General features: G+C 69.5%; 21 protein-coding genes. 8 read left to right on the plus strand and 13 right to left on the minus strand.

What is annotated here, in order from left to right; translation table 11 throughout:
- Positions 1-5 precede the first annotated feature (5 nt).
- Positions 6-740 carry a cysteine hydrolase family protein gene (locus tag J2851_RS31105; RefSeq protein WP_209771633.1) on the plus strand — a complete coding sequence of 245 codons (735 nt, stop codon included), beginning with the start codon at positions 6-8 and terminating at the stop codon, positions 738-740.
- Positions 741-837: 97 nt separating this feature from the next.
- Complete coding sequence (locus J2851_RS31110) at positions 838-1,833, plus strand: MDR family oxidoreductase (RefSeq protein ID WP_209771636.1); 996 nt, start codon at positions 838-840, stop codon at positions 1,831-1,833.
- A gap of 154 nt (positions 1,834-1,987) precedes the next feature.
- On the opposite strand, the gene J2851_RS31115 is transcribed toward J2851_RS31110, so the two are convergent.
- On the minus strand, positions 1,988-2,728 hold the full coding sequence (locus J2851_RS31115; protein WP_209771639.1) for a FadR/GntR family transcriptional regulator: 741 nt from the start codon (positions 2,726-2,728) through the stop codon (positions 1,988-1,990).
- A 237-nt stretch (positions 2,729-2,965) separates the two neighbouring features.
- On the minus strand, positions 2,966-4,441 hold the full coding sequence (locus tag J2851_RS31120; protein ID WP_209771641.1) for a M10 family metallopeptidase: 1,476 nt from the start codon (positions 4,439-4,441) through the stop codon (positions 2,966-2,968).
- A 308-nt stretch (positions 4,442-4,749) separates the two neighbouring features.
- Here J2851_RS31120 and J2851_RS31125 point away from each other — a divergent pair, with 308 nt between their 5' ends.
- Complete coding sequence (locus J2851_RS31125) at positions 4,750-5,517, plus strand: Crp/Fnr family transcriptional regulator (RefSeq protein WP_209771643.1); 768 nt, start codon at positions 4,750-4,752, stop codon at positions 5,515-5,517.
- A gap of 141 nt (positions 5,518-5,658) precedes the next feature.
- Here J2851_RS31125 and J2851_RS31130 read toward each other — a convergent pair whose 3' ends face one another.
- From J2851_RS31130 to J2851_RS31150, 5 genes are all read right to left on the minus strand, one after another.
- The gene (locus tag J2851_RS31130) at positions 5,659-6,783 is read right to left on the minus strand and encodes an acetoin dehydrogenase dihydrolipoyllysine-residue acetyltransferase subunit (RefSeq protein ID WP_209771645.1); all 1,125 of its coding nucleotides are present in this window, start codon (positions 6,781-6,783) and stop codon (positions 5,659-5,661) included.
- 16 nt (positions 6,784-6,799) lie between these two features.
- The gene (locus tag J2851_RS31135) at positions 6,800-7,837 is read right to left on the minus strand and encodes an alpha-ketoacid dehydrogenase subunit beta (protein ID WP_209771647.1); all 1,038 of its coding nucleotides are present in this window, start codon (positions 7,835-7,837) and stop codon (positions 6,800-6,802) included.
- 27 nt (positions 7,838-7,864) lie between these two features.
- Complete coding sequence (locus tag J2851_RS31140; RefSeq protein ID WP_307420681.1) at positions 7,865-8,848, minus strand: thiamine pyrophosphate-dependent dehydrogenase E1 component subunit alpha; 984 nt, start codon at positions 8,846-8,848, stop codon at positions 7,865-7,867.
- 36 nt (positions 8,849-8,884) lie between these two features.
- Positions 8,885-9,946, minus strand: coding sequence for an ATP-NAD kinase family protein (locus tag J2851_RS36445; RefSeq protein WP_209771649.1), 1,062 nt, complete (start codon positions 9,944-9,946; stop codon positions 8,885-8,887).
- Between the two features lie 302 nt (positions 9,947-10,248).
- Positions 10,249-12,165, minus strand: a complete 1,917-nt coding sequence (locus J2851_RS31150; protein ID WP_209771651.1) for a sigma-54-dependent Fis family transcriptional regulator — start codon at positions 12,163-12,165, stop codon at positions 10,249-10,251.
- A 259-nt stretch (positions 12,166-12,424) separates the two neighbouring features.
- Between J2851_RS31150 and pobA the strand changes: the two genes are divergently transcribed.
- Together pobA and J2851_RS31160 are read left to right on the plus strand one after the other, a co-directional pair.
- A complete protein-coding gene (pobA, locus tag J2851_RS31155; protein ID WP_209771654.1) occupies positions 12,425-13,633 on the plus strand; it encodes a 4-hydroxybenzoate 3-monooxygenase in 1,209 nt (402 codons plus the stop codon).
- Positions 13,634-13,721: 88 nt separating this feature from the next.
- Positions 13,722-14,093 (plus strand): hypothetical protein, encoded by a 372-nt coding sequence (locus J2851_RS31160; protein WP_209771657.1) that lies wholly within the window; start codon positions 13,722-13,724, stop codon positions 14,091-14,093.
- A gap of 143 nt (positions 14,094-14,236) precedes the next feature.
- Here J2851_RS31160 and J2851_RS31165 read toward each other — a convergent pair whose 3' ends face one another.
- The 6 genes from J2851_RS31165 to J2851_RS31190 form a co-directional block, all read right to left on the minus strand.
- On the minus strand, positions 14,237-14,947 hold the full coding sequence (locus J2851_RS31165; protein ID WP_209771660.1) for an ABC transporter ATP-binding protein: 711 nt from the start codon (positions 14,945-14,947) through the stop codon (positions 14,237-14,239).
- Complete coding sequence (locus tag J2851_RS31170; RefSeq protein WP_209771663.1) at positions 14,934-15,695, minus strand: ABC transporter ATP-binding protein; 762 nt, start codon at positions 15,693-15,695, stop codon at positions 14,934-14,936. Before J2851_RS31170 ends, J2851_RS31165 begins: the two co-directional genes overlap by 14 nt.
- On the minus strand, positions 15,692-16,714 hold the full coding sequence (locus J2851_RS31175; protein WP_209771665.1) for a branched-chain amino acid ABC transporter permease: 1,023 nt from the start codon (positions 16,712-16,714) through the stop codon (positions 15,692-15,694). The genes J2851_RS31170 and J2851_RS31175 overlap by 4 nt, the downstream gene beginning before the upstream one ends.
- Positions 16,711-17,580: a branched-chain amino acid ABC transporter permease gene (locus J2851_RS31180; protein WP_209771666.1), complete on the minus strand. Its 870-nt coding sequence runs from the start codon at positions 17,578-17,580 to the stop codon at positions 16,711-16,713. Before J2851_RS31180 ends, J2851_RS31175 begins: the two co-directional genes overlap by 4 nt.
- A 147-nt stretch (positions 17,581-17,727) precedes the next feature.
- Positions 17,728-18,924: an ABC transporter substrate-binding protein gene (locus J2851_RS31185; RefSeq protein WP_209771667.1), complete on the minus strand. Its 1,197-nt coding sequence runs from the start codon at positions 18,922-18,924 to the stop codon at positions 17,728-17,730.
- A gap of 234 nt (positions 18,925-19,158) precedes the next feature.
- The gene (locus J2851_RS31190; protein WP_307420686.1) at positions 19,159-19,977 is read right to left on the minus strand and encodes an IclR family transcriptional regulator domain-containing protein; all 819 of its coding nucleotides are present in this window, start codon (positions 19,975-19,977) and stop codon (positions 19,159-19,161) included.
- 228 nt (positions 19,978-20,205) lie between these two features.
- On the opposite strand from J2851_RS31190, the gene J2851_RS31195 reads away from it, so the two are divergent.
- Genes J2851_RS31195 through pcaF form a run of 3 tightly spaced genes read left to right on the plus strand, consistent with a single transcriptional unit; the run spans position 20,206 to position 23,087 of the window.
- On the plus strand, positions 20,206-21,072 hold the full coding sequence (locus J2851_RS31195) for a CoA transferase subunit A (RefSeq protein ID WP_209771672.1): 867 nt from the start codon (positions 20,206-20,208) through the stop codon (positions 21,070-21,072).
- Positions 21,072-21,884 (plus strand): CoA-transferase subunit beta, encoded by an 813-nt coding sequence (locus J2851_RS31200; protein ID WP_209771676.1) that lies wholly within the window; start codon positions 21,072-21,074, stop codon positions 21,882-21,884. Before J2851_RS31195 ends, J2851_RS31200 begins: the two co-directional genes overlap by 1 nt.
- 3 nt (positions 21,885-21,887) lie before the next feature.
- Positions 21,888-23,087 (plus strand): 3-oxoadipyl-CoA thiolase, encoded by a 1,200-nt coding sequence (gene pcaF, locus J2851_RS31205; protein ID WP_209771679.1) that lies wholly within the window; start codon positions 21,888-21,890, stop codon positions 23,085-23,087.
- The last annotated feature ends 10 nt before the right edge of the window (positions 23,088-23,097 follow it).

Here is a 23,097-nt window from a genome sequence, read left to right on the forward strand (position 1 = left end):
GCACCATGCCCGACACCCACAACGCGTCCGCTCGCGATCCCTACGCCGATCCGGAAAACCCGGTCCTGCCGAAGCGCGACATGACGCTCGACCTGCGCCGGACCGCGCTGGTCGTCACCGACCCGCAGATCGACTTCCTCAGCCCGAAGGGCGCCGCCTGGGGCGCCTTCGGTGAAAGCATCACGGAGCACAACACCGTCCCGAACCTGCTGCGCCTCTTCCAGGCGTCGAAGAAGGCCGGCATCCCGGTGGTGATCTCCCCGCACTACTACTTCCCGCACGACCACAAATGGGATTTCGCGGCACCGGGCGAGGCGCTGATGCACGCCATGCACATGTTCGACCGGCCGGGCGCGCTGTCGCTGGAGGGCTTCGCCGGGTCGGGCGCCGACTGGATGCCGGAATACAAGGACATCATCCAGGACGGCCAGACCATCGTCTGCTCGCCGCACAAGATCGCCGGGCCGCAGACCAACGACACGCTGTTCCAGCTGCGCAAGAAGAGCGTCGACCAGGTGATCCTGGCCGGCATGGCCGCGAACTTCTGCGTGGAATCGCATCTGCGCGACTTCGTGGAGCACGGGTTCGAGGTTGCCGTGGTGCGCGACGCGACCGCCGCCAGCAAGATCCCGGAAGGCGACGGCTATCTCGCCGCGCTGACCAACTTCCGCTGGCTCGCCAACGCGCTGTGGACGACCGACACGGCCATCGAGAAGCTCAACGCCGCAGCCTCGCGCTAAATTCCTATTTGTTTGACAAATAGGGGAGCAGCGCGTAGCGTCCCAATTCACGACGACGCCGTTCGTCATGCGTCTTCATGGATGGGAGGACTCCGACGTGGCCGAGAGCTTCGATGCCTTCGTGATCGAGGATGCCGAGGGTAAGCCCAAGGGCGGCTTCAAGCGCCTGACGCTGGCCGACCTGCCCGACAACGACGTGCTGGTGGAGGTCGCCTATTCGACCGTCAACTACAAGGACGGGCTGGCGGTCAGCGGCAAGGGGCGCATCGCCCGCAAGCTGCCGATGGTCGCCGGCATCGACCTTGCCGGCACCGTCGTGGAGTCCCGGTCTCCGGACTGGAAGGCGGGGGACAAGGTCGTGGTGAACGGCTGGGGCCTGTCGGAGACGCAGTGGGGCGGCTACAGCCGGTTCCAGCGCCTGAAGCCGGAATGGCTGACGCGCCTGCCGGACGCCTTCTCGCTGGAAGAGGCGATGGGCATCGGCACCGCCGGCTACACGGCGGCGCTCTGCGTGGACGCGCTGGAGAAGTGGGGCGTGATCCAGCCGGGCGGCAAGGAAGTCCTGGTCACCGGGGCGGCCGGCGGCGTCGGTTCCGTCGCGGTGGCCCTGCTCGCCAAGCGCGGCTACCCGGTGGTAGCCTCCACCGGCCGGCCGGAGACGCACGACTACCTGCGCGGCCTCGGTGCCACGGGCTTCATCGACCGCGCCGCCCTGCTGGAGAAAGGCGCGCCCTTGCAGAAGGAGCGCTGGGCCGGCGGTGTCGATTCCGTGGGCGGCCAGACGCTGGTGAACGCGCTGTCGCAGACCGTGTGGGGCGGCGCCATCGCCGCCTGCGGTCTCGCCGGCTCGGCGGACCTGCCGGGCACGGTGCTGCCGCACATCCTGCGCAGCGTGACCCTGCTGGGCGTCGATTCCGTGATGGCCCCGCCGGACCGCCGCAACGCCGCCTGGACCCGTCTGGCCCGCGACCTGGACAAGGACAAGCTGGCGGCGATGTACGAGGTTCAGCCCTTCCAGGCGCTGCCGGACCTGGCGACGAAGATCCTCGCCGGGCAGATCCGCGGGCGTGTGGTGGTGGATTTGAAGGGGTGAGGTTGATTGTGGGAGGTGGTTGCGCTGGGCCCCCTCCCTAACCCTCCCCCACCTTCGGCGAGGGAGGGGACTGCCGCCGCTCCCGCGCTAAACTCCTCCCCCCGCGAAGTGGGGGGAGGTTGGGAGGGGGGCCCAACGCCAGGACCCACCAAGCTCACCCCGCACGCTCCGCACGCCGCTTCAAAGCCTCCCCGTAGCGGTCGCGCGTGTAGGCGACGAGGTCGGCCAGGGCTTCCGCTCCCGCCGTCGGGTCGCGGGCCTCGACGGCGCGCAGGATGCGCTCGTGCAGGTCGGCGACGACCAGGCGGTCGCGGACGCGGAAGATGATCATGTTGCTGACCGGCTCCAGCGCCTCCACGACGGCGTGCATCAGGTAGCCGAGCAGGGCGTTGCCGGCGGCGTCGACCAGCGCACGGTGGAAGCGGACGTCGGACGCGCAGAACTCCTCGTCGGTCAGCGCCGGGTCGCGCTGGCGCTCCACCTCCAGGCGCATGGCTTCCAGCTGGGCGTCGGTCCGGTTCTGCGCGGCCAGGCGACAGCACACCGTTTCCAGCTCCAGCCGGGCGGTGGCCATATCGTCCAGGCTGATGTCGCCAACGGCGACCATCAGCGTCGTGGCGTTGGCCAGCGACTGCGCGGCCTCCTCCGGCGCCGGGCTCGCCACGAAGTTTCCGCCGGTGGGGCCGCGGCGGGAGCGGATGAGATGCTGCGCCGCCAGCCGCTTCAGCGCCTCCCGCACGGTCGGGCGGGACACCTGGAAGCGCTGGGCAAGCTCGTCCTCCGTCGGCAGCCGCTCGTCGACCTTCAGCCGACCGTCCATGATGGCCGTGCGGATGCTCTCCGCGATCTGCTTGGCCGCGCTGACCGTCACGACCTTGTCGAAGTCGATGGCCATTCCGATCCCGTCTCCCTCTGCCCCGTACACTCAGCGTAACACGGACAGCCCGGCGTCATACCTGTATTCGTCAGATGAATGGGAGTCAGAAAAAAGCCGGCCGGCAGAGGCTGCCGGCCGGAGGTTCGGGGACGGGAGGAAGGGAAGGCTGTGTCCGATGGATGGACCGTACGCCCATGGCCCGGCCGCCGCTGTGGCCTGCGCCACAACCCGGGCCGCTTTTCCGTCTCGTCGGAATCAGACCAGAGTCAGGTCGCCCAACCCGACGTTGGCGTTGCCGGAGAACAGGCCGAGCAGGCGCACGTCGGACGACGCGACGGACTGGCCCGGCGCCCCGGCGTCGCGGACCAGATAGGCCCCCGTGTTCGTCCCGTCGCTGGCCAGGACCAGGACGTCGTGGGCCGGTGCCGATCCGACGAACGGGCCGACGGCGGCGAGAAGGCTGGCGAAGTCCGGGTCGGTCAGCCCGGCCAGCGGGGCGGACAGCCGCACCGCCTCGTCGGTCGGCCCGTCGAGTTCGCCGGGACCACGCACCGCTCCCGCCAGGATCCCGTCGCCGTTGCGGTCGATGGCGCTGCGCAGCGACCCGCCCAGCGCGAGCTTGTCGATGCCGGATTCGAAGCCGGTCACCTGGTCGAACCCGGCCGGTTGGCCGGGCGCGCCGCCGTCGTCCGGGCTGGCGTAGAGGATCATGTCGCCCAGGCCGTCCGCCGGCAGCTGCAGCAGGTCGGCGCCGGTGCCCCCGATCAGCACGTTCGCCGTCTGGTTGCCGACGATGGTGTCGTTGCCGATGCCCCCCACCGCATTCTCGATCAGCGACCGCGTGTCGCCGTTGTGGAGATAGGCGGTGGCGACGTTGCCGCGCGCCAGCCTGGTCGGGTCGGCGTAGTCGAGCCGGGCGAACTGCGCGGTGGAGAGGGTGCTCCAGCCGCCGGGCTGGAGGTTGACGGACACGCCGGTCGTGTAGGCGGACAGGTCGTAGGTGTCGGTGCCGCCGCCGTCCCAGACCGTCTGGAAGATGGTCTTCTGGTCGGGGGTGAAACGGTGGACGGTGTCCCCGGCGTTGGCGGCGTAGTTGGCGCCGTACTCGTATTGGATCGCCGCGATGTCGTTGAGCATCGGGGTGGTCGGGTAGGACCCGCGGGGGATGACGTAGCCGGTCAGCGGCGCGTCGGGATAGGATCGGTAGCTCATGATTGACAGCTCGACCGAATCCGTCGCCGCGGGCGCCGTAACCCCGGTCACGACGGGGTCGTGCGGGTGCTTCAGCCCCAGCGCGTGGCCGATCTCATGCACCGCGGTGGCGTACTGGTAGCTGCCGGGCACCCAGAACGGGACGTCGGTCAGGGGCCGCCCGAACCACACGTCGCCGCCCTGGGGCACGTCGGTCGGCAGGTAGGTGTAGGCCGTGCTCGCCTCCGTCGTGCCGGCGAAGCGGAGATCCGCGGTCTGGGTGGGCTCCGACACCGGCACGAAGGTCAGGTTGGCGACCGCCGCCCAGCTTCCCCAGGCCGCGGTCACCGCCTGCTGCTGCGCGCTGTTCAGCGTCGTGAAGCCGGTGAAGGGCTCGCTGCCGGCGCCGTAATTCTCCCAGGAGGAGGACGCGACCGGAAATCCGACGGTCAGCGTGTTGCTGTTCCACCGTTCCCCGTCCAGCAGGGCGTCGATGGCCGGGTTGCCCGACAGAGGTTCCACCACCGATTGGATCGCCATGCCGGACACCCGCTCCTCTGGTTGCGCGCCCGCCCACGGCGCCCATCGGTGACGCGGTGCCGGGAAGGTCCGGGCCGTGCATCCGCTCTAGGGCATAATTCCCAAACTGGCCGATTGGGACAATCCTTCAGGACGGGTTGGCAGAAAAGCCCGCACAAGGGGATGCGGGCGCGGCCGGGCTAACCCCGACGGACATCACCCGCGACCGGCCGCGGCGTTGCGCGGGGAACGCGCGTCGCACCTGTTCGTTGAGAAAGCGGAGGTTGCGCAGGCGATCCCGTTCTCGGCAACTGGGGTCTGAAGGAACGATGACGACGACACGCCCCCAGGCCTCAGCCCGTGTCCCGAACGTGGCCTGCCTTGACTGCACGCTGCGGCGGACACGGCTGTTCAAGCCGCTGGATGACGGCGAGCTGCAATACGTCGCCGAACTGCGGGAACGGCAGCTGTCCCGCCCGGCCGGGGCGCGCCTGCTGCAACCCGGCCCGGCCGGCGGCTACATCTACACGCTCTATTCGGGCTGGGCCTTCCGCTCCATCCGGCTGGCCGACGGGTCGCGGCAGATCCTGGAATTCCTGCTGCCGGGGGATGTCTTCGGCCTGCACGTCGCCCTGGTCGGCGACTGGGACTACGAGGTCACCGCGCTGACCCCCGTCCTGCTCTGCCGGCTGCGCGCGCCCAGTCTGGAGGATCTTTGCGCGCGCTTCCCCGCGCTGAACCGGGCCCTGATCCACACGCTGGTGGAGGACAAGCGGCGCGCCGACAGCCGGCTGGCCGTGCTGGGCCGCACGCTGGGGCCGCAGCGCATCGCCTACCTGATGCTGGAACTGGCCGAGCGCCTGGAAATGGCGGGGCAACTGACCGACGGTTGCTGCGAGTTCCCCCTGCGCCGCCGCCACCTCGCCGACGCGACCGGGCTGTCGGGCACGCATGTGAACCGCTCCCTGGCGGAACTGCGCGACCGGCGCATGGCCCACGTCGCGGAGGGGCGGCTGACCATCCTGGACCGGGACCTGCTGACGGGCTTCGCCGGATACGCACCGCTGTCGCAACGGGTGCAGAGGTTGATTTTGTGAGGGGGGAGAGGTTGCGTTGGGCCCCCCTCCCAACCTCCCCCCACCTTCGGCGGGGGAAGGAGTTAATCCCCTCCCCCGCGAAGTGGGGGAGGGTTAGGGTGGGGGCCCGGCGCGACCACGCACCGGCTCCCGTTGCAGAATTTACCCTCTGCCAATATGCTCCTTCAGCAGGGCGTTCACGGTGCCGGCCGCCTCCATCTGCACCATGTGGCCGGCGTTGGGGATCACCTCCGTCCGGGCGTTGGAGCCCAGCGCGGTGGCATGGGCGGCCGGGATGATCCGGTCCTCCTTCCCCCACACGACCAGCGTCGGCTTGCCCGCGGCGGCCACATCGCCGCCGAGCACGCTCGCCTGTTCCCCGTTCGCGAACAGGGCCCCGGACAGCGCCCGCAGCGCGCCGTCGACCCCGTCCAGCCGCTTGTACTTCAGCAGATCCTCGACCAGCTGGCGGCTGACGAGGCTGGTGTCGGCGAACAGCTGCTCCAGCACCGGCTTCAGGTCGCGCCGTCCCGTGGCCGCGACGAAGCCTTGGATGTAGGCCTGGTTGATCTCCCGCCCCAGCCCGGCCGAGGCGATGAGCGCCAGCGAGTCCACGCGGTCCGGCGCGTCGAGCGCCGTCCGCATGGACACCGCCCCGCCCATGGAATGCCCGACCAGGTGGGCGGAGCCGATGCCAACCGTGTCCATGAACCCCAGCAACGCCGCCGACAGGCCGGCCAGCGACGGGTCGGCGATGGCCTTGGTGGACTGCCCATGGCCCGGCAGGTCCAGCGCGTAGACCGTGGCCTTCTCCGCCAGCGCGTCGATGGTGAACAGCCAGTTGTCGAGGTCGCCGCCGAAGCCGTGCACCAGCAGAACCGTCGGGCCGCCGTCGCCCCGCTTGGCGTAGCGGAGCGTCCCGGCCGGCGTGTCGGCGAAGAGGTATTGCGGGCCAGCGTCCTCCCCGCCCTCCTCGTCGTCTCCCTTCGGCACGGCGAAGCCGGCGACGAAGGCGTCCACCTCCGCGTCCGGCACGTCGGGGTCGGCCAGCACGGCGATCAGCGATTTCACCGGGTAGACGTTGCCGGGCTCCGCCAGGACCCGGCGCAGCGTGCCGGCGTCGCCGGCCTCCACCACGTTGGTGATCTTGTCGGTTTCGACCTCCAGCAGATCGTCGCCGACGTTGACGGTCGATCCCGGCTGCTTCAGCCAGCCGGTGATCTTGCCCTCCGACATGGACAGGCCCCATTTCGGCATGACGATGGGCTTGATGCGGTCAGTTTGCATGAAAGGCGGCTCCGGGTCAGGCGGCGATGCTGCGGGGCGAGGTGCCGGTGGGGGCCAGCGTCCGCCGCGCCGCGTCGGCGATGGCGGCCGCGTTCGGGATGTAGAGGTCTTCCAGCACCGGGGAGAAGGGAACCGGTACGTGCGGCGCCGTCACCATCTGCACCCCGGCCTTCAGCGCGCCGAAGGCGTTCTGCCCGACGAAGGCGGCGACGTCCGACGCGATGCTGCAGCGCGGGTGCGCCTCATCGACGACGACCAGCCGGCCGGTGCGCTCCACGCTGTCGATCACCGTGTCCCAGTCGATGGGCGACAGGGTGCGCAGGTCGATGACCTCCGCCTCCACCTTGTCCTTGGCCAGGGCCTCGGCGGCCTCCATGGCGCGGTGGACGGTCAGGCCGTAGCTGACGATGGTCACGTCGCCGCCGTCGCGCAGCACGTTCGCCTCGCCGAAGGGGATGGCGTAGGATTCGGCCGGGACGTCGCATTCCAGCCCGTACAGGTTCTTGTGCTCGCAGAAGATGACCGGGTCGTTGTCGCGGATCGACTGGATCAGCAGGCCCTTGGCGTCGTAGGCGTTGGACGGGCAGACCACCTTCACGCCGGGGATGTGGGTGAAGATGGGGGTCAGCATCTGCGAATGCTGGGCCGCCGCGCGGAAGCCGGCGCCGACCATGGCGCGGATGACCACCGGCGTCTCCGCCTTGCCGCCGAACATGTAGCGGAACTTGGCCGCCTGGTTGAAGATCTGGTCGAAACAGACGCCCATGAAGTCGATGAACATCAGCTCCGCCACCGGCCGCAAGCCGCAGGTCGCAGCGCCGATAGCCGCGCCGATGTAGGCGGATTCCGACAGCGGCGTGTCCATCAGCCGGTTGCCGTGCTTGGCGTGCAGCCCCTTGGTGACGCCCAGCACGCCGCCCCAGGCGTCGTCCTCGCCGGGGGAGCCGGTGCCGCCGACGATGTCCTCCCCCATCACGATGACGGACGGGTCGCGGGTCATCTCCAGGTCCAGCGCCTCGTTGATCGCCTGCTTCATGCTGATCTTGCGGGCCATGGTTCGTTCCTCCGATTTTTGCAGGCTTTAGTAGGCGACGTAGACGTCGGTCAGCAGCTCGGCCGGGGCCGGCAGCGGGGCGGACTTGGCGGCGCGGACGGCGTCCTCGATCAGGTCCAGAACCTCTTTGTCGATGGCCTCCAGCTCGGCGCGGGAGATCACGCCGGCCTCGATCACGCGTTCGGCGAAGATCTTGATGCAGTCGCGGCTGGCGCGGATCGCCTCCACCTCGCCCTTGGCGCGGTAGGTCTGGGCGTCGCCTTCGAAATGGCCGTAGAAGCGGACCATGTTGCATTCCAGCAGCGCCGGCCCGCCGCCCTCGCGCGCCCGCCGGATGATCTCGCCCGCCGCCTCGTAGACCGCGAAGAAGTCGGTGCCGTCCACCGTGACGCCCGGCAGGCCGAAGCCGCTGGCGCGGTCGATGTAGGAGTCCACCGCCACCGCCCAGTCGCGCGCCGTGGATTCGGCGTAGCCGTTGTTCTCCACCACGAAGATGGCCGGCAGGTTCCACACGGCGGCGAGGTTCAGGCTTTCCAGGAACATGCCCTGGTTGGAGGCGCCGTCGCCGACGAAGCTGATGCCGACCCCGCCGTCGCCGCGCACCTTGGCTGCCAGCGCGGCCCCGCAGGCCAGCGGCGCCCCGGCGCCCAGGATGCCGTTCGCGCCCATCATGCCCTTGGACAGGTCGGCGATGTGCATCGACCCGCCCTTGCCCCGGCAGGCGCCGGTGGAGCGGCCGTAGATCTCCGCCATCATCTCGTGCACGTCCACGCCCTTGGCGATGCAGTGCCCGTGGCCGCGGTGGGTGGAGGCGATGCGGTCGTTGTCCTTCAGGTGCATCATGATTCCGGCGGCGCTGGCCTCCTCACCGGCGTAGAGGTGCACGAAGCCGGGGATGTCGCCCTTGGCGAAGTCGATGTGCAGCCGTTCCTCGAACTCGCGGATGGTCCGCATGATCCGGTAGGCTTTGAGCAGGTCGTCGCGGTCGAGCGGGAAAGGATTCTCGGTCACGGTGTTTCTCCCCTTCTTGGTTTTTGGGCTTGATTGTTAAGCGGTCGCCGGCAACGGCGCCGGGGCACCGGCCAGCAGCCGGTTCTGGGCGGCGAACCGCATGCAGCCGCCCACGTTGACGGTGCGGAAGGCGTCGTCCCTGAGCGTCAGGGACACGCGGTCGCGCGCCGAAAAAGAGACCTCGCGCTCGCCGTCCAGCGCGATGGAGCCGGCCTTGATCTCCGGCACGAAGGGCACGCCGGCCGGCATGCGGCGCCAGTCGGTGACGCCGACGGGGGTGATCATGCCCGGCGCGATGGGCGCGTGCAGGATCGTGCCGCAGGTGCCCGCCTGCCGCTGCTCCGGCGTGGCGAGGCGGACCATCAGGCCGCCGCTCTCGTCGCGGGCGACGGGCTCCAGCAGGCCGGCGATGGCGGACATGCCGATCACCTCCGGGTCGGCGAAGGTCACGAACAGCTCCCGGAAATTCTCCGTCCGGTAGAGCGCGCGGGCGCCGATGTAGCGCTCCGTCACCAGCGCCACGTCGACCAGCGCGATTTCCCGCAGCTCCCCGCCGTTGACGCAGACGTCGATGCGCTTGTTGGCGGCGAAGGCAACGGGGGCGGGGACCTTGCCGGTGACGGCGAGGCCGGTGGCCAGCCCGGTGATGGTCGGCTCCCGGTGTTCGGGGAAGGCGTTGTTGGTGCCGGTGGAGATGCCGGCGATGGGGATGCTCCCGCAATGGGCGACCACGGCGCGGTGCGTGCCGTCGCCGCCCAGCACGACGATGGCCGCCACGCCTGCCTGCCGCATGGCCGCGGCGGCGCGGTGCGTGTCGGCGACGGTGCCAGTCACCGGCATGTCGACGAGGTGGATGGCCGGGTAGGGCGTGTCGCCATGCGCGCGGGCGCGGACAACGCCGCGCTCCACATGGCCGCGGATGCCGCCCTTCTCCGGCATCATCAGGACGTCCGTCACCCCGCAGGCGCGGAGTGCTGCCAGCACGCGCAGGACGATGTTCGCTCGGTCGGTGATCTGCAGGCTCGCCGCGTTGGCGACGACCCGGCGGATGTCGCGGGCGGAGACGGGGTTGGCGATGATGCCGACGACGGGGGCCACGCTGCACTCCCTTCCAACTTCTGCGTCGGGGAGGGCATTGCAGCGGGCGTGCCAGTTTGTTGGCAGGGCGGACTGTCTTTGAAATCCGGGGGTTGGCGGGGGTGCGGGGTGGGGCGGTGTTGCGCGGACTGTTGCAGGCGGATGCCACAGGTGTGGCGTGGGGGACGTGAATTCACCACAGAGACACGGAGACACGGAGAATTTTGAAAGGTTCGGGCTCTCGTGATTGCGTCGATGATCGAGGCCGTTGCTAAAAGATCTCTGTGTCTCCGTGTCTCTGTGGTGAATCGCTCTCCAGCCCGTCACTCCCGATGCGGCGGCACGATCCCGTAGCGGCGCATCTGCCGGTGCACCGTGGAGCGGTCCACGCCCATCTCCCGCGCCACGGCCGACACGTTCCAGTGCATCCGCCGCAGTGCCTCGCGCAGGCGGTCGGCCTGACCGTCGCCATCCACCGGAGCCGGCCAAGCCTCGTACTCGCCGCTGCGCTGCACCGGGTCGGGCAGGTCGTCCAGTTCGATGCGCCCGCCCTCGCAGACCGCGCAGGCGTAGTCGAGGACGTTGACCAGTTCCCGCACGTTGCCGGGCCAGCTGTAGGCGCGCAGCGCCTCCAGCGCCGGGGCGGTGAGGGCGTAGTCGACCGCTTCGCGCTCCACCCGTTCGGCCAGCAGCCGCCCGATCAGCCAGTCGAGGTCGCCGCGCTGGCGCAGCGGCGGCAGGGTGAAGACGGCGCCGTTCAACCGGAAATACAGGTCGTCGCGGAAGGAGCCGGCCTTCACGAGGTCGATCAGGTTGCGGTGAGTCGCCGCGATCACCCGCACGTCCACCGACACGGCGCGGGTCCGCCCGACCGGAGTCACCTCCCGCTCCGCCAGCACGCGCAGCAGGCGCGTCTGCGAGGACAGCGGCATATCGCCGATCTCGTCCAGGAACAGGGTGCCGCCGTCGGCCTCCAGCACCAGCCCCTTCTTGCCGCGCGCGGCCGCGCCGGTGAAGGAGCCGGGCTCGTGCCCGAACAGCTCGCTCTCGATCAGCGATTCCGGCAGGGCGGCGCAGTTCACCGCGACGAAGGGCTTGCGGGCGCGCACGCTCGCCCGGTGCAGGGCCTTGGCGAAATGCTCCTTGCCGGTCCCGGTCTCGCCGTGGATCAGCAGGCTCATGCGGGTGTTCACCAGCTTCGCCGCGCGCCCCAGCATGGATTTCAGCGCCGGGTCGCCGCCCGACACGGCCTGGAGCGGTTCCGGCAGCGTGGTCTCTTCGACGGGGCGAGGGCGCGGCACCGCGACGGCCGGCGGCGGCATGGCCTGCGCGAACAGGGAGGTGCCGCAGCGCCTCAGCCGCAGCGTGCGTTGGTCGGACGGCATGGAGCGGACGAAACGCACGAGGTCGTCCACCTCCGCCTCGAACAGGTCGGCGAAGGACCGACCGAGCAGAGGCGCCCCACTGTTGTCGCCGGGCAGGAGGACCTGGGCGGCACGGTGGTTGAATCCGATGATGCGCCCGGCCCCGTCCAGCGCGATGACCACGTCCGGATCGACCTCCGCGAACTCCTGCGAGGCGGAGAGCTTGACCACCCACTCCCGCCGGAAGTTGTTGTAGAGGTTGGCGTTTTCGATCTTGTGCGTGTAGGCGCGGACCATCTGGAGCGCCAGATGCTGGCTGATCTTCGGCTCCGGCGAGCGCAGGGCGGAGATGTCCAGCACGGCGGCCAGCTCCCCGCCGCTGTCGTAGACGGGCGAGGCCGTGCAGGTCAGGCCGATGTGGGTGGCGTCGAAATGGTCGGTCTGGTGGACGGTCAGCGGCTCGCCCGTGGCGATGCAGGTGCCGACCGCGCAGGTGCCGGCGCGCCCCTCGTTCCAGTCCGCCCCCAGATAGAGCCCGGCGCGGCGCAGGTGGTTGTCGAAGGTCGGGTCGCCGATGAAATCGACGGTGATGCCGTTGCTGTCGGTCAGCAGCAGCACATAGCCCATGCCGGCCACTTGGCGGTACAGCGCCTCCAGCCCGAAGCGGGCCATGCGCAGGAACTCGTCCATGGCGTCGCGGTGCACGCGCAGCCGGTCTTGCGGCAGGATGTAGGCCTCGCGCCGCACCGCCGGGTCGAGCTTGTGGTCGGCGACGCAGCGGCGCCACGAGTCCTGGATGACGGCGTCGCGTGCCGAGGCCACGCCGCCCGAAACGCGGACAAGCTCGTCGATGTGCGCCGTCTGCGCGCGGTCCATCGTCGATCCTCCCAAGCCGATTTTTGTGGCTTGGTTTGCCAAGCCAACAGTTTGCGGCGATGGTATCAACGGGCTGAAGCTTGGCGCAACCTGGGCAAAAGCATCATTTCGGGGCGGGCGTCGGGCGGTCGGAGGGATTCACCACCAAGACACCAAAGCACCAAGAGGAGCCGTTGCGCTTCCCCGCCAAGTATATCATCTTTGAAAATGTTGGTATAACAAACAATACTGACCGCCACCCGAGGGGAGGAGACGGAGCATGGTGAACCGTGGCGGGACCTGTGTGCGCCGCACCCAGGTCGGTATCGTCGGGGCGGGGCCGGCGGGCCTGTTCCTGGCGCATCTTCTGCACCGCCAGGGCATCGAGTCCGTCATCGTCGAGAACCGCAGCCGCGCCGAAATCGAAGGCACCATCCGCGCCGGCGTGCTGGAGCAGTGGACCGTCGATCTGATGAACGAGATGGGCCTCGGCGCGCGCATGATGCGGGAGGCGCATTTCCATTCCGGCATCACGCTGCGCTTCAACGGCGACAGCCACCACATCGACATGGAAGGCCTGACCGGCGGCAAGCGCGTCACCGTCTACGCCCAGCACGAGGTGATCCGCGACCTCGTCGCGGCGCGGCTGGAGGACGGCGGCGAGATCGTCTTCAACGTCGGCGAGACCAGCCTGCACGACCTCGACACCGACCGGCCGAAGATTCGGTATCGCTGCGGCAAGGATGGAGAGGTGGAGGAGATCCACTGCGACTTCATCGCCGGCTGCGACGGCTTCCACGGGCCGAGCCGCGCGGCGATCCCGGCCGCGGTGCGGACGGACTACCAGAAGGTCTATCCCTTCGGCTGGTTGGGCATCCTGACCGAGGCGCCGCCCTCCCACCCGGAGCTGATCTACGCCAACCACGAGCGCGGTTTCGCTTTGCTCAGCACCCGCTCGCCGGAGATCCAGCGCCTCTACATCCAGTGCGACCCGAAGGACGACATCGCCCACTGGTCGGACGACCGCATCTGGTCGGAACTGCACGCGCGCCTGGCGACGAAGGGCGGTTGGAGCCTGACGGAGGGGCCGATCTTCCAGAAGGGCATCATCGCCATGCGCAGCTTCGTCTGCGACCCGATGCAGCGCGGCCGCCTGTTCATCGCCGGCGACGCCGCGCACATCGTGCCGCCCACGGGCGCCAAGGGGCTGAACCTCGCGGTGGCCGACGTGGTGGTGCTGTCGCGCGGGCTGGTGGATCACTATCGGTCCGGCCGGCTGGAGAGGCTGGAGCAATATTCGGCCACCGCGCTGCGCCGCATCTGGAAGGCCGAACGCTTCTCCTGGTACATGACGACCATGCTGCACCGGAACGAGGCGGAGACCCCGTTCGAGCAGCGCATCCATCTGGCCGACCTCGACTATGTCGTTCATTCGCACGCGGCGGCGACCGCGCTTGCCGAGAACTATGTGGGGCTGCCGATCGATTAGGGGGTAGCGGCCGGGACCTTTGACGTGGATCAAGGCTCCGGCCCCGGCGGCGGGCCTAGCCTTCGGGCACGCAACGCAGGAGGCCGCCATGATCGTGACGCCGTCCAAAGGTTGGCTGGCCCGCCTGATCCGGGAGGTGGCCGGCCCTGGGGAGTTGGAAGCCCTGGACCCGCGCGACCGCAGCCGTCTGCGGGACGACACCGGTATCAGCGACGCCGACCTGCTCGACATCCTGCACGCCCGCCATGTGAACGAGCTTCTGCCGCTGGCGCTCGCCCGCTACGGCATCGACGCGGATGCCCTCGACCGGGAGCAGCGGGAGGTGATGCACGACCTTCAGCGCACCTGCGCCCATTGCGGGATCACGCGCGCCTGCCGCCGCCTGCTCGACGACGACGATGTGGACACGCACCGCCGCGTCTGCCCGAACGCGGGGACGATGGCGGTTTTGGGGGAGTGAAAGTTGGGTGGTCGCGTTGGGCCCCCACTCTAACCCTCCCCCATCTTCGACGGGGGAGGGAACTCCGCCGCTCCGACGCTCAACTCCTCCCCCCGCGAAGTGGGGGGAGGTTGGGAGGGGGGCCCAGCGCGACACCCCACCGATCACCTCGCCAGCGCCACGCCCAGGTGACGTTCCAGCAGCGCGTGGTCGGCCTTTGCCTCGGCCGCCGGTCCCTGGTGCACCACGCGGCCGCGGTCGAGCATCACCACCTCGCCGGCGAAGTCCAGGGCGCGGTCGACCTGCTGTTCCACCAGGATCACGGTCATGGACAGCCGCGACAGGGCTTGCATCAGCAGGTCGCAGATCACCGGCGCCAGACCCTCCAGCGGTTCGTCCAACAGCAGCACGGTCGGCTGGCCGAGCAGCGCGCGGGCGACCGACAGCATCTGCTGCTCCCCGCCGGACAGTTCCCCGCCGCCGTTGCGCCGCCGCTCGCCGAGGCGGGGGAACAGGCTGTAGGCTTCCTCCAGCGCGGAGCGCGGGCGGCCCTTCAGGCCGGTGACCAGGTTTTCCTCCACGGTCAGGGAGCGGAAGACGTCGCGCGTCTGCGGGACGTAGCCCAGCCCGGCCGCCGCCCGTGCCGAGGAGCCGAGCTTTGTCAGCTCCACCCCGTCCAGCGTGATCGAGCCGCCGTGGCGCGTGGTCTGCCCGACCATCGTGGCGAGAGTCGTCGTCTTGCCGACGCCGTTGCGCCCCAGCAGGGCGAGGCGCCCGCCGGCCGGCACGGTCAGGGACAGGTTCTCGATGATGCGGGTCTGGCCATAGCCGGCGGTCAGGCTGGATATCTCCAGGCGGCCCTTAAGCTTGGACATGCGCGCGGCTCCCCAGATAGACGTCGCGGACGCGCGGGTCGGCGGCGATCTCCTGCGCGGTGCCGCTGCACAGCAGGCGTCCCTGCGCCAGCACGATGATGCGCCGGGCGAAGCGGAAAACCAGATCCATGTCGTGCTCGATCATCAGCACGGCGAGGTCGGCGGGCAGCCGGTCGAGCGCGTCGAGGATACGGTGGCTCTCCGAATGCGGCACGCCGGCCGCCGGCTCGTCGAGGATCAGCACCTTGGGCTTCAGCGCCAGGGCCAGCGCGATTTCCAGCAGCCGCTGCTGCCCGTAGGCCAGCGTGCCGACCGGCGTGTCGGCAGCGGCGGTCAGGCCCATGGCGTCGAGCAGCCCGGCCACCTCGTCGGCCAGCCCCGGCATCCGCCGGACCGAGGCGAAGAGGCGGAAGGTCTTCCGCTCGCGTTCAAGGACGGCCAGCTCCAGATGCTCCCGCACCGTCATGCTGCGGAACAGGCGGGCCACCTGGAAGGAGCGGATCAGGCCGCGGCGCACGCGCGCCTCCGCCGACAGCGTGGTGACGTCCTGCCCCTCCAGCCGGATGGTGCCGGCGGTCGGGGCCAGGACCCCGGTGACGAGGTTGACGAAGGTCGTCTTGCCCGCCCCGTTCGGCCCGATCAGCGCGCAGCGGTCGCCGGCCTTCAGGTCCAGCGTGATGTCGGAGGAGACCTGGAGGCCGCCGAAATTCTTGCTCAGCCCCTCGACCTCCAGCAGCGCCGTGGTCATGCGCGGCCCCCCTTCATGCGGTGGAAGACGCGCTCGATGCCGGCCCCATTCAAGACGGAGGTGATGCCGCCCGGCGCGAACAGGACGATGGCCATCAGGAACAGGCCGATGAACAGCATCCAGTGGAACGGGTCGCTGGAGGCCAGGATGTGGTGGATCGTCATGAAGGCGACCGTGCCGATGACAGCACCATAGAGCCGCCCGGTGCCGCCCAGCACCAGCATGACCAGCGCCTCCGCCGACCAGGAGAAGCTGGCGCTATCCAGCCCGACGATGCCGCTGGTCACCGCGGTCAGCGCCCCGGCCACCCCGGCGAACACCCCGGCGACGGCGTAGAGCGCCACAAGGTAGCGCTTGGGCGAGCCGCCGAGTGCGGCGACGCGCAGCGGGTCCTCCTTCACGCCGCGGCAGGCCAGCCCGAAGGGGGAGCGCACGATGCGCCGCGCCACCAGATAGCCCACGATCAGCACGGCCAGCGCAAACAGGTAGGAGGTGCGGCCGTACAGGTCGAAGCGGAACAGGCCCAGCACCGGGGCCGGGTCGATGCCCGACAGGCCGTCGCTGCCGCCGGTCCAGTCGCGGGCCTTGTTGGCGACCTCCTGCACGATCTGCACGACGGCGATGGTCAGCATCAGCAGGGTCAGGCCGCGGGCGTGCAGGATCAAGGCACCGGTCACCAGCGCGATCAGCCCGCCGGCCACGCCGCCGATGGCCAGCAGCGTGATCGGCTCGTCGACGAGGTTCACCGCGGCGATGCCGGCGGCGTAGGCGCCGGTGCCGAACATGGCCGCCTGCCCCAGCGTGGCGATGCCCCCGAAGCCGAGCACGAGGTCGAGCGACAGGACGTACAGCGCCGTCGCCGCGATGCGCGTCATCAGCCCCAGGTCGTTGGGGAACAGCCAGAAGGCGGCGAGCCCGAGCACCGCCATCACCGGCACGGCGGCGCCGTCCAGCGCGGCGCGCCTCAGTCGGCGCCCCGCCGTCTCGCGCCGGGTCCGGTCGGTCGCCACGGCGCTCATGCGCCCCTCCCATGGAAGAAGCCGTGCGGCCAGCGGAACAGGATCAGGATCAGGGCGGCGTAGAAGAAGAACTCGCCGAAGTTCGGGATCAGGTACTTGCCCGCCGTGTCCACGATGCCCAGCGCCAGCGCCGCGGCGGCGGAACCGAAGATGCTGCCGGCCCCGCCCACGGCGACCACGGCCAGGAACAGCACGATGTAGCGGATGGCGTAGTAGGGCTCCAGCGGCAGCAACTCCGCCCCCAGCACGCCGCCCATGGCGGCGAGACCGGTGCCGAGCGCGAAGGTCGCCATGTACAGCCGCTCCGTCCGGATGCCCAGCGCCGCAGCCATGTTCGGGTCGTCCACGGCGGCGCGCAGCTTGATGCCGAAGTCCGTGCGCTCCAAGAGCCACCAGAGGCCGAGGATCGTCGCAGCGCCCATGCCGATGACGAAGGCGCGGTGCGCCGGGATCGACTTCGGCCCGATCGACACGGTGCCGAGCAGCGCGTCGGGCAGCGGGATGCGCTTCAGCGTCGGCCCGAACAGGTAGTTGATGCCGGCCACGATCACGAAGGTCAGCCCGATGGTCAGCAGCACCTGGCTCAGCTCGTTCGCGGAGCCGTAAATGCGGCGGTAGAGCAGCCGCTCCATCGGCAGCGTGGCGACCACCGTCACCAGCACCGCCCCCACCAGCGCCGCCGCGTAGGGCAGCCCCAGCCCCTGTGCGGCGTAGGAGGCGATGTAGCCCGCGACCATGGCGAAGGCGCCGTGCGCCAGGTTGACCACGCGCATCAGGCCCAGCGTGACCGACAGCCCGACCGAGATGATGAACAGGATCATCCCGTAGGCGGCGCCGTCCACGACGATGCCGAAAACCGTTTCCATGAAGGACTCCCGCCTTAATTCCCTCTCCCCTCCGGGGAGAGGGTTAGGGTGAGGGGGTCCGGCCGTTGCCGAACTCTTCAGTCCCCCGACAACCCCCTCACCCGACCCTCTCCCCAGAGGGGAGAGGGAGGATAAGGCGGGAGAGGGTTACTTCCCGCCCTTGTAGCCGTAGTCCGGCTGGTCGGGGAAGCTGGCGATTTCCGTGTTCTGGAGCTTGCCGTCCTTCCGCTCGGTCGCGCGCAGGTAGATGGTCTGGGTGACGTGGCGGGAGTTGGGGTCGATCTTCAGGGGCCCGCGCGGGCTTTCCCAGGCCATGCCCTTGACCGCCTCCACCGCCTTCAGCCCGTCGGGCTTGCCGCCGGTCGCCTCGACCATCTTGTAGATGACGTGGGTGCCGTCGTAGGCGCCGACCGTGCTGAAGGTCACCAGGTCGGACGAGCCGAACAGCTCCTTGGCCTTCGCCAGGAGCTGGCGGTTCATGTCGGAATCGTGGGCCTGGCTGTAGTTGAAGGTGGTGGTGATGCCGACCGCCGCGTCGCCCAGCGCCGGGAGGTCCGGTTCCTGGGTGATGTCGCCGGGGCCGAAGAACTTGATGCCTGCGGCCTTCAGGCCGGTGTCGCTGAAAGCCTTGGCGAAGCCCAGCGTGGTCGGGCCGGCGGGCAGGAAGGCGTAGATGGCCTCCGCCCCGGAATCCTTGATGCGCTGCATGAAGGGCGCGAAGTCCGTGGACTTCAGCGGCATGCGGATGCTGTCCACGACCTGCCCGCCGCCCTTTTCGAAGGTCTGCTTGAACGCCGTCTCGCCGTCGATGCCCGGGCCGTAGTCGCTGACCGCGGTCACCACCTTCTTGATCCCCTGCTTGGCCATGTGCTCGGCCAGCGGCACCGTGTTCTGCCACAGGGTGAAAGAGGTGCGGACGTAGCGCGGCGATTTTTCCGTGATGGCGGAGGTCGCGGCGTTGAAGATGACGCAGGGGATGTTCGCCTCGTCGATCAGCGGGGCGACCGCCAGCGCGTCGGGCGTGAAGAAGAAACCGGCGAGGTAGCCGACCTTCTCCTTGACGATCAGTTCCTGCGCCAGGGCCTTGCTCTGCGCCGGGTTGGCCTGGTCCAGGTCCTTGTAGACGAACTCGATGGTGTCGCCGCCGACCGTCTTGCCGTGCTGGGCCTGGTAGATCTCGATGCCCTGCTTGAAGGTCTGGCCGGCCGTCGCGAAGGGGCCGGAGAAGGGGGCGATCACGCCCACCTTGATGGTCGCGGCCCAGGCCGTACCGCTGCAGAGCGCCGCGCCGGACGCCGTCACGAACACGGCCCCGAGCAGAGCCCCGCGCACTGTCTTGGTCATCGTCCCTCCCAAATCGTTGTGCCGGACCCCATTCCATGGAAGGAGGCCGGTGTCTCGCCGCTTTCCATCGCCGCTTCCGGCCGCCACCCTGTTGGCCAGGGTTGTGCGGAACCTTAGTGTCTTGTCGGGCGGCGCGCGACGGTTCCCGTCGCAGCGTTGCGAAAAGCCTAAGCGCGGCGCCCGGCCCCGTCAAGTGCGATACATAGCTGATTGTTCGTTTATCGCCCTATTTCGTCAGGCCACGGGGGTGCGGACCAGCAGGACGCGCGCTTCCTCCGCCGCGCGGTGCAGCGGGGGCAGGAAGCGGGCCTCCATCTCCGGGCAGGTGACGCGGGCCGCCTGGGTGCTGGCGTTGATGGCCGCGACCACGCTGCCCGACGCCGTCCGCACCGGCACGGCGACGGAGCGCAGGCCGAGTTCCAGCTCCTGGTCCACCAGGGCAAAGCCGCGCTCGCGCACCCGCTCGAACTCGCGCCGCAGCACGTCGGGGTTGGTGATGGTGCGTTCGGTGAAGGCCTTCAGCTCGACGCGCGCGAAATAGGCGTCCAGCTCCGTTTCCGGCAGGTGGGCCAGCAGGACGCGCCCCATGGAGGTGCAGTAGGCCGGCAGGCGGCTGCCCACGTTCAGGCCGACGGACATGATGCGCTTGGTGGCGGCGCGGGCGATGTAGACGACCTCGTCCTCGTCCAGCACGGCGGCGGAGCTGGATTCCTGGAGCGTGCCGCTGACCTGCTCGATCAGCGGGTCGAGGATGGTCGCCAGCGGGGCCGAGGACAGAAAGGAATAGCCCAGCGCCAGGATCTTCGGCTTCAGGAAGAAGGTCCGCCCATCGGTCCCGACATAGCCCAGCTGCATCAGCGTCAGCAGGCAGCGGCGCGCGGCGGCGCGCGGCAGGCCGGTGATCTTCGCGATGTCGGCGATGGTCAGGTTCGGGCTGCGTTCCGTGAAGGCGCGGATGACCGACAGGCCGCGGGCCAGCGACGTCATGAAATTCGGGTCGCCGGCGTTTCCGTCGCGGTCGGAATCCGGAGTTTCGGCGATGTCCGCCGACACGGATGGGGTTCCCCCATGCGTCTTTTTCATCCCAGCCATTTTGTTTCCCTGGTAACTTGTTGGGACCGCGGAAATACTGGGATTTCCCGGCAATATGGGCGATAAGCGAACAATAACAACCGAAATCGCCCTTGACAAGGGCCGAAGCCGCCTTTCATCATGTTCGAAAAATGAACATACGTGCGGTAATCGCACAGGTTAGACGACGCATGTTGGGAGGGTTATCTCATGGCGCGGCTCACGCCTCTTCGCGAGGCGGTTTCCGAGATTATCCAGAACGGCGACACGGTGGCGCTGGAGGGGTTCACCCACCTGATCCCGCACGCCGCCGGGCACGAAATCATCCGTCAGGGCAAGACGGACCTGACGCTGGTCCGCATGACGCCGGACCTGATCTATGACCAGCTCATCGGCTCCGGCTGTGCGGCGAAGCTGATCTTCTCCTGGGGCGGCAACCCGGGGGTGGGGTCGCTGCACCGCTTCCGCGACGCCATCGAGCAGGGCTGGCCCCGGCCGCTGGCCTATGAGGAGCACAGCCACGCCGCGCTGGCCAACGCCTATGTGGCCGGCGCCTCGAACCTGCCCTTTGCGGTGCTGCGCGGCTACACCGGGTCCGACCTGCCGAAGGTCAACCCGAACATCCGCTTCATCGAATGCCCCTTCACGGGGGAGAAGCTGGCGGCCATCCCCTCGATCCGGCCGGACGTGACGGTGATCCACGCGCAGAAGGCCGACCGGCGCGGCAACGTGCTGCTGTGGGGCATCGTCGGCGTGCAGAAGGAGGCGGTGCTGGCCGCCAAGCGTGCCATCGTCACGGTGGAGGAGGTGGTGGACGAACTGGACGCCCCGCCGAACGCCTGCGTTCTGCCACGTTGGGCCGTCGCGGCGGTCTGCCACGTGCCGGGCGGCGCCTACCCGTCCTACGCGCAAGGCTATTCCGAGCGCGACAACCGCTTCTACCAGGCGTGGGACGCCATCTCCCGCTCGCGGGAGACCTTCACGGCCTGGATCGACCGCCACGTCCGCAACACCGCGGATTTCGAGGAGTTCAAGCGCGTCTTCGCCGAGACCGCCAAAAGCAAGGAGGCGGTGTGATGGACGCTCCCGCCGTTGATTTCACCGCGACCGAGATCATGACCGTCGCGGCCAGCCGCCTGCTGAAGGACGGCACGGTCTGCTTCGTCGGCATCGGCCTGCCGTCCACCGCCGCCAACCTCGCGCGGCTGACCCACGCGCCGGACGTGGTGCTGATCTATGAATCCGGCCCCATCGGCGCCAAGCCGACCGTGCTGCCGCTGTCCATCGGCGACGGGGAACTGGCGCTGGCTGCCGATACCGTGGTCAGCACGCCGGAGATCTTCCGCTACTGGCTGCAGGGCGCGCGCATCGACGTGGGATTCCTGGGGGCGGCGCAGGTCGACCGCTTCGCCAACATCAACACCACGGTGATCGGCGACTACGCCAACCCGAAGGTCCGCCTGCCGGGTGCCGGCGGCGCGCCGGAGATCGCCAGTCAAGCGAAAGAGGTCTTCATCGTGCTGAAGCAGAGCACGAAGGCCTTCGTCAACAAGCTGCCCTTCATCACGTCCGCCGGCTACCTCGACGGCGGGGACGCGCGGGAGAAGGCGGGCATTCCGGGCAAGGGGCCGGCCGCGGTCATCACCGACCTCGGCATCCTGACGCCGGACCCGGTGACGAAGGAGCTGACGCTGACCAGCATTCATCCGGGGGTGACGGTGGAGCAGGTTAAGGGCGCCACCGGCTGGGACCTGAAGGTCAGCCCGGACCTGACGACCACCGCGGTTCCGCAAACTCATGAACTGGAGGCGCTGCGCGACCTCCTGGCCCGCACCGCCAAGGCGCACGGCCAATCCGGTGGTGGCCAATCCGCCGGTGGGGAGGGTTGATCGATGACCGACGCGTTTCTCTGTGACGCCATCCGCACGCCGATCGGCCGCTACGCCGGGTCGCTGTCCGCCGTGCGCGCCGACGACCTGGGCGCCGTGCCCATCGCCGCCCTGATGGCGCGCAACCCGGGCGTGGACTGGGCCGCCGTGGACGACGTGATCTACGGCTGCGCCAACCAGGCCGGCGAGGACAACCGCAACGTCGCCCGCATGGCGGCACTGCTGGCCGGCCTGCCGGACGTCGTGCCGGGCAGCACCATCAACCGCCTGTGCGGGTCCGGCCTCGACGCCATCGCCACCGCCGCCCGCGCCATCAAGGCCGGCGAGACGGAGCTGATGATCGCCGGCGGCGTGGAGAGCATGAGCCGCGCCCCCTTCGTCATGGGCAAGGCGGACACGGCCTTCTCCCGCTCCGCCGAGATGTACGACACCACCATCGGCTGGCGCTTCGTCAATCCGCGGATGAAGGCGGAATACGGCGTGGATTCGATGCCGGAGACCGGCGAGAACGTGGCCGAGGATTTCGGCGTGTCGCGCGCCGACCAGGACGCCTTCGCGCTGCGCAGCCAGCAGCGGGCCGCCCGCGCCATCCGCGACGGGCTGATGGCGCAGGAGATCGTGCCGGTCACGGTGAAGGGCCGGAAGGGCGATACAGTCGTCAGCGTTGATGAGCACCCGCGGGAGACCTCGCTGGAGGCGCTCGCCAAGCTGAAGCCCATCGTCCGCCCGAACGGCACGGTGACCGCCGGCAACGCCTCGGGCGTCAACGACGGCGCCTGCGCGCTGCTGGTCGCGTCGGAGGCCGCCGCCAAGCGCCACGGCCTGACCCCGCGCGCCCGCATCGTCGGGGCGGCCACGGCCGGCGTGCCGCCGCGCATCATGGGCATCGGCCCGGCCCCGGCGACCAAGAAGCTGCTGGAGCGGGTCGGCCTGCCCATCGGCAAGGTTGACCTGATCGAGCTGAACGAGGCCTTCGCCTCCCAGGGCCTTGCCGTGCTGCGGGAGCTTGGGCTGCCGGACGACGCGGAGCATGTGAACCCCAACGGCGGCGCCATCGCGCTCGGCCACCCCCTGGGCATGAGCGGTGCGCGTCTGGCGACCACCGCGCTCTACCAGCTGGAGCGGACCGGCGGACGCTACGCCCTGTGCACCATGTGCATCGGCGTCGGCCAAGGCATCGCCCTGCTGATCGAGCGGGTGTGACGGCCATTCT

This window comes from Azospirillum rugosum (assembly GCF_017876155.1).
Taxonomy (GTDB): Bacteria; Pseudomonadota; Alphaproteobacteria; order Azospirillales; family Azospirillaceae; genus Azospirillum; species Azospirillum rugosum.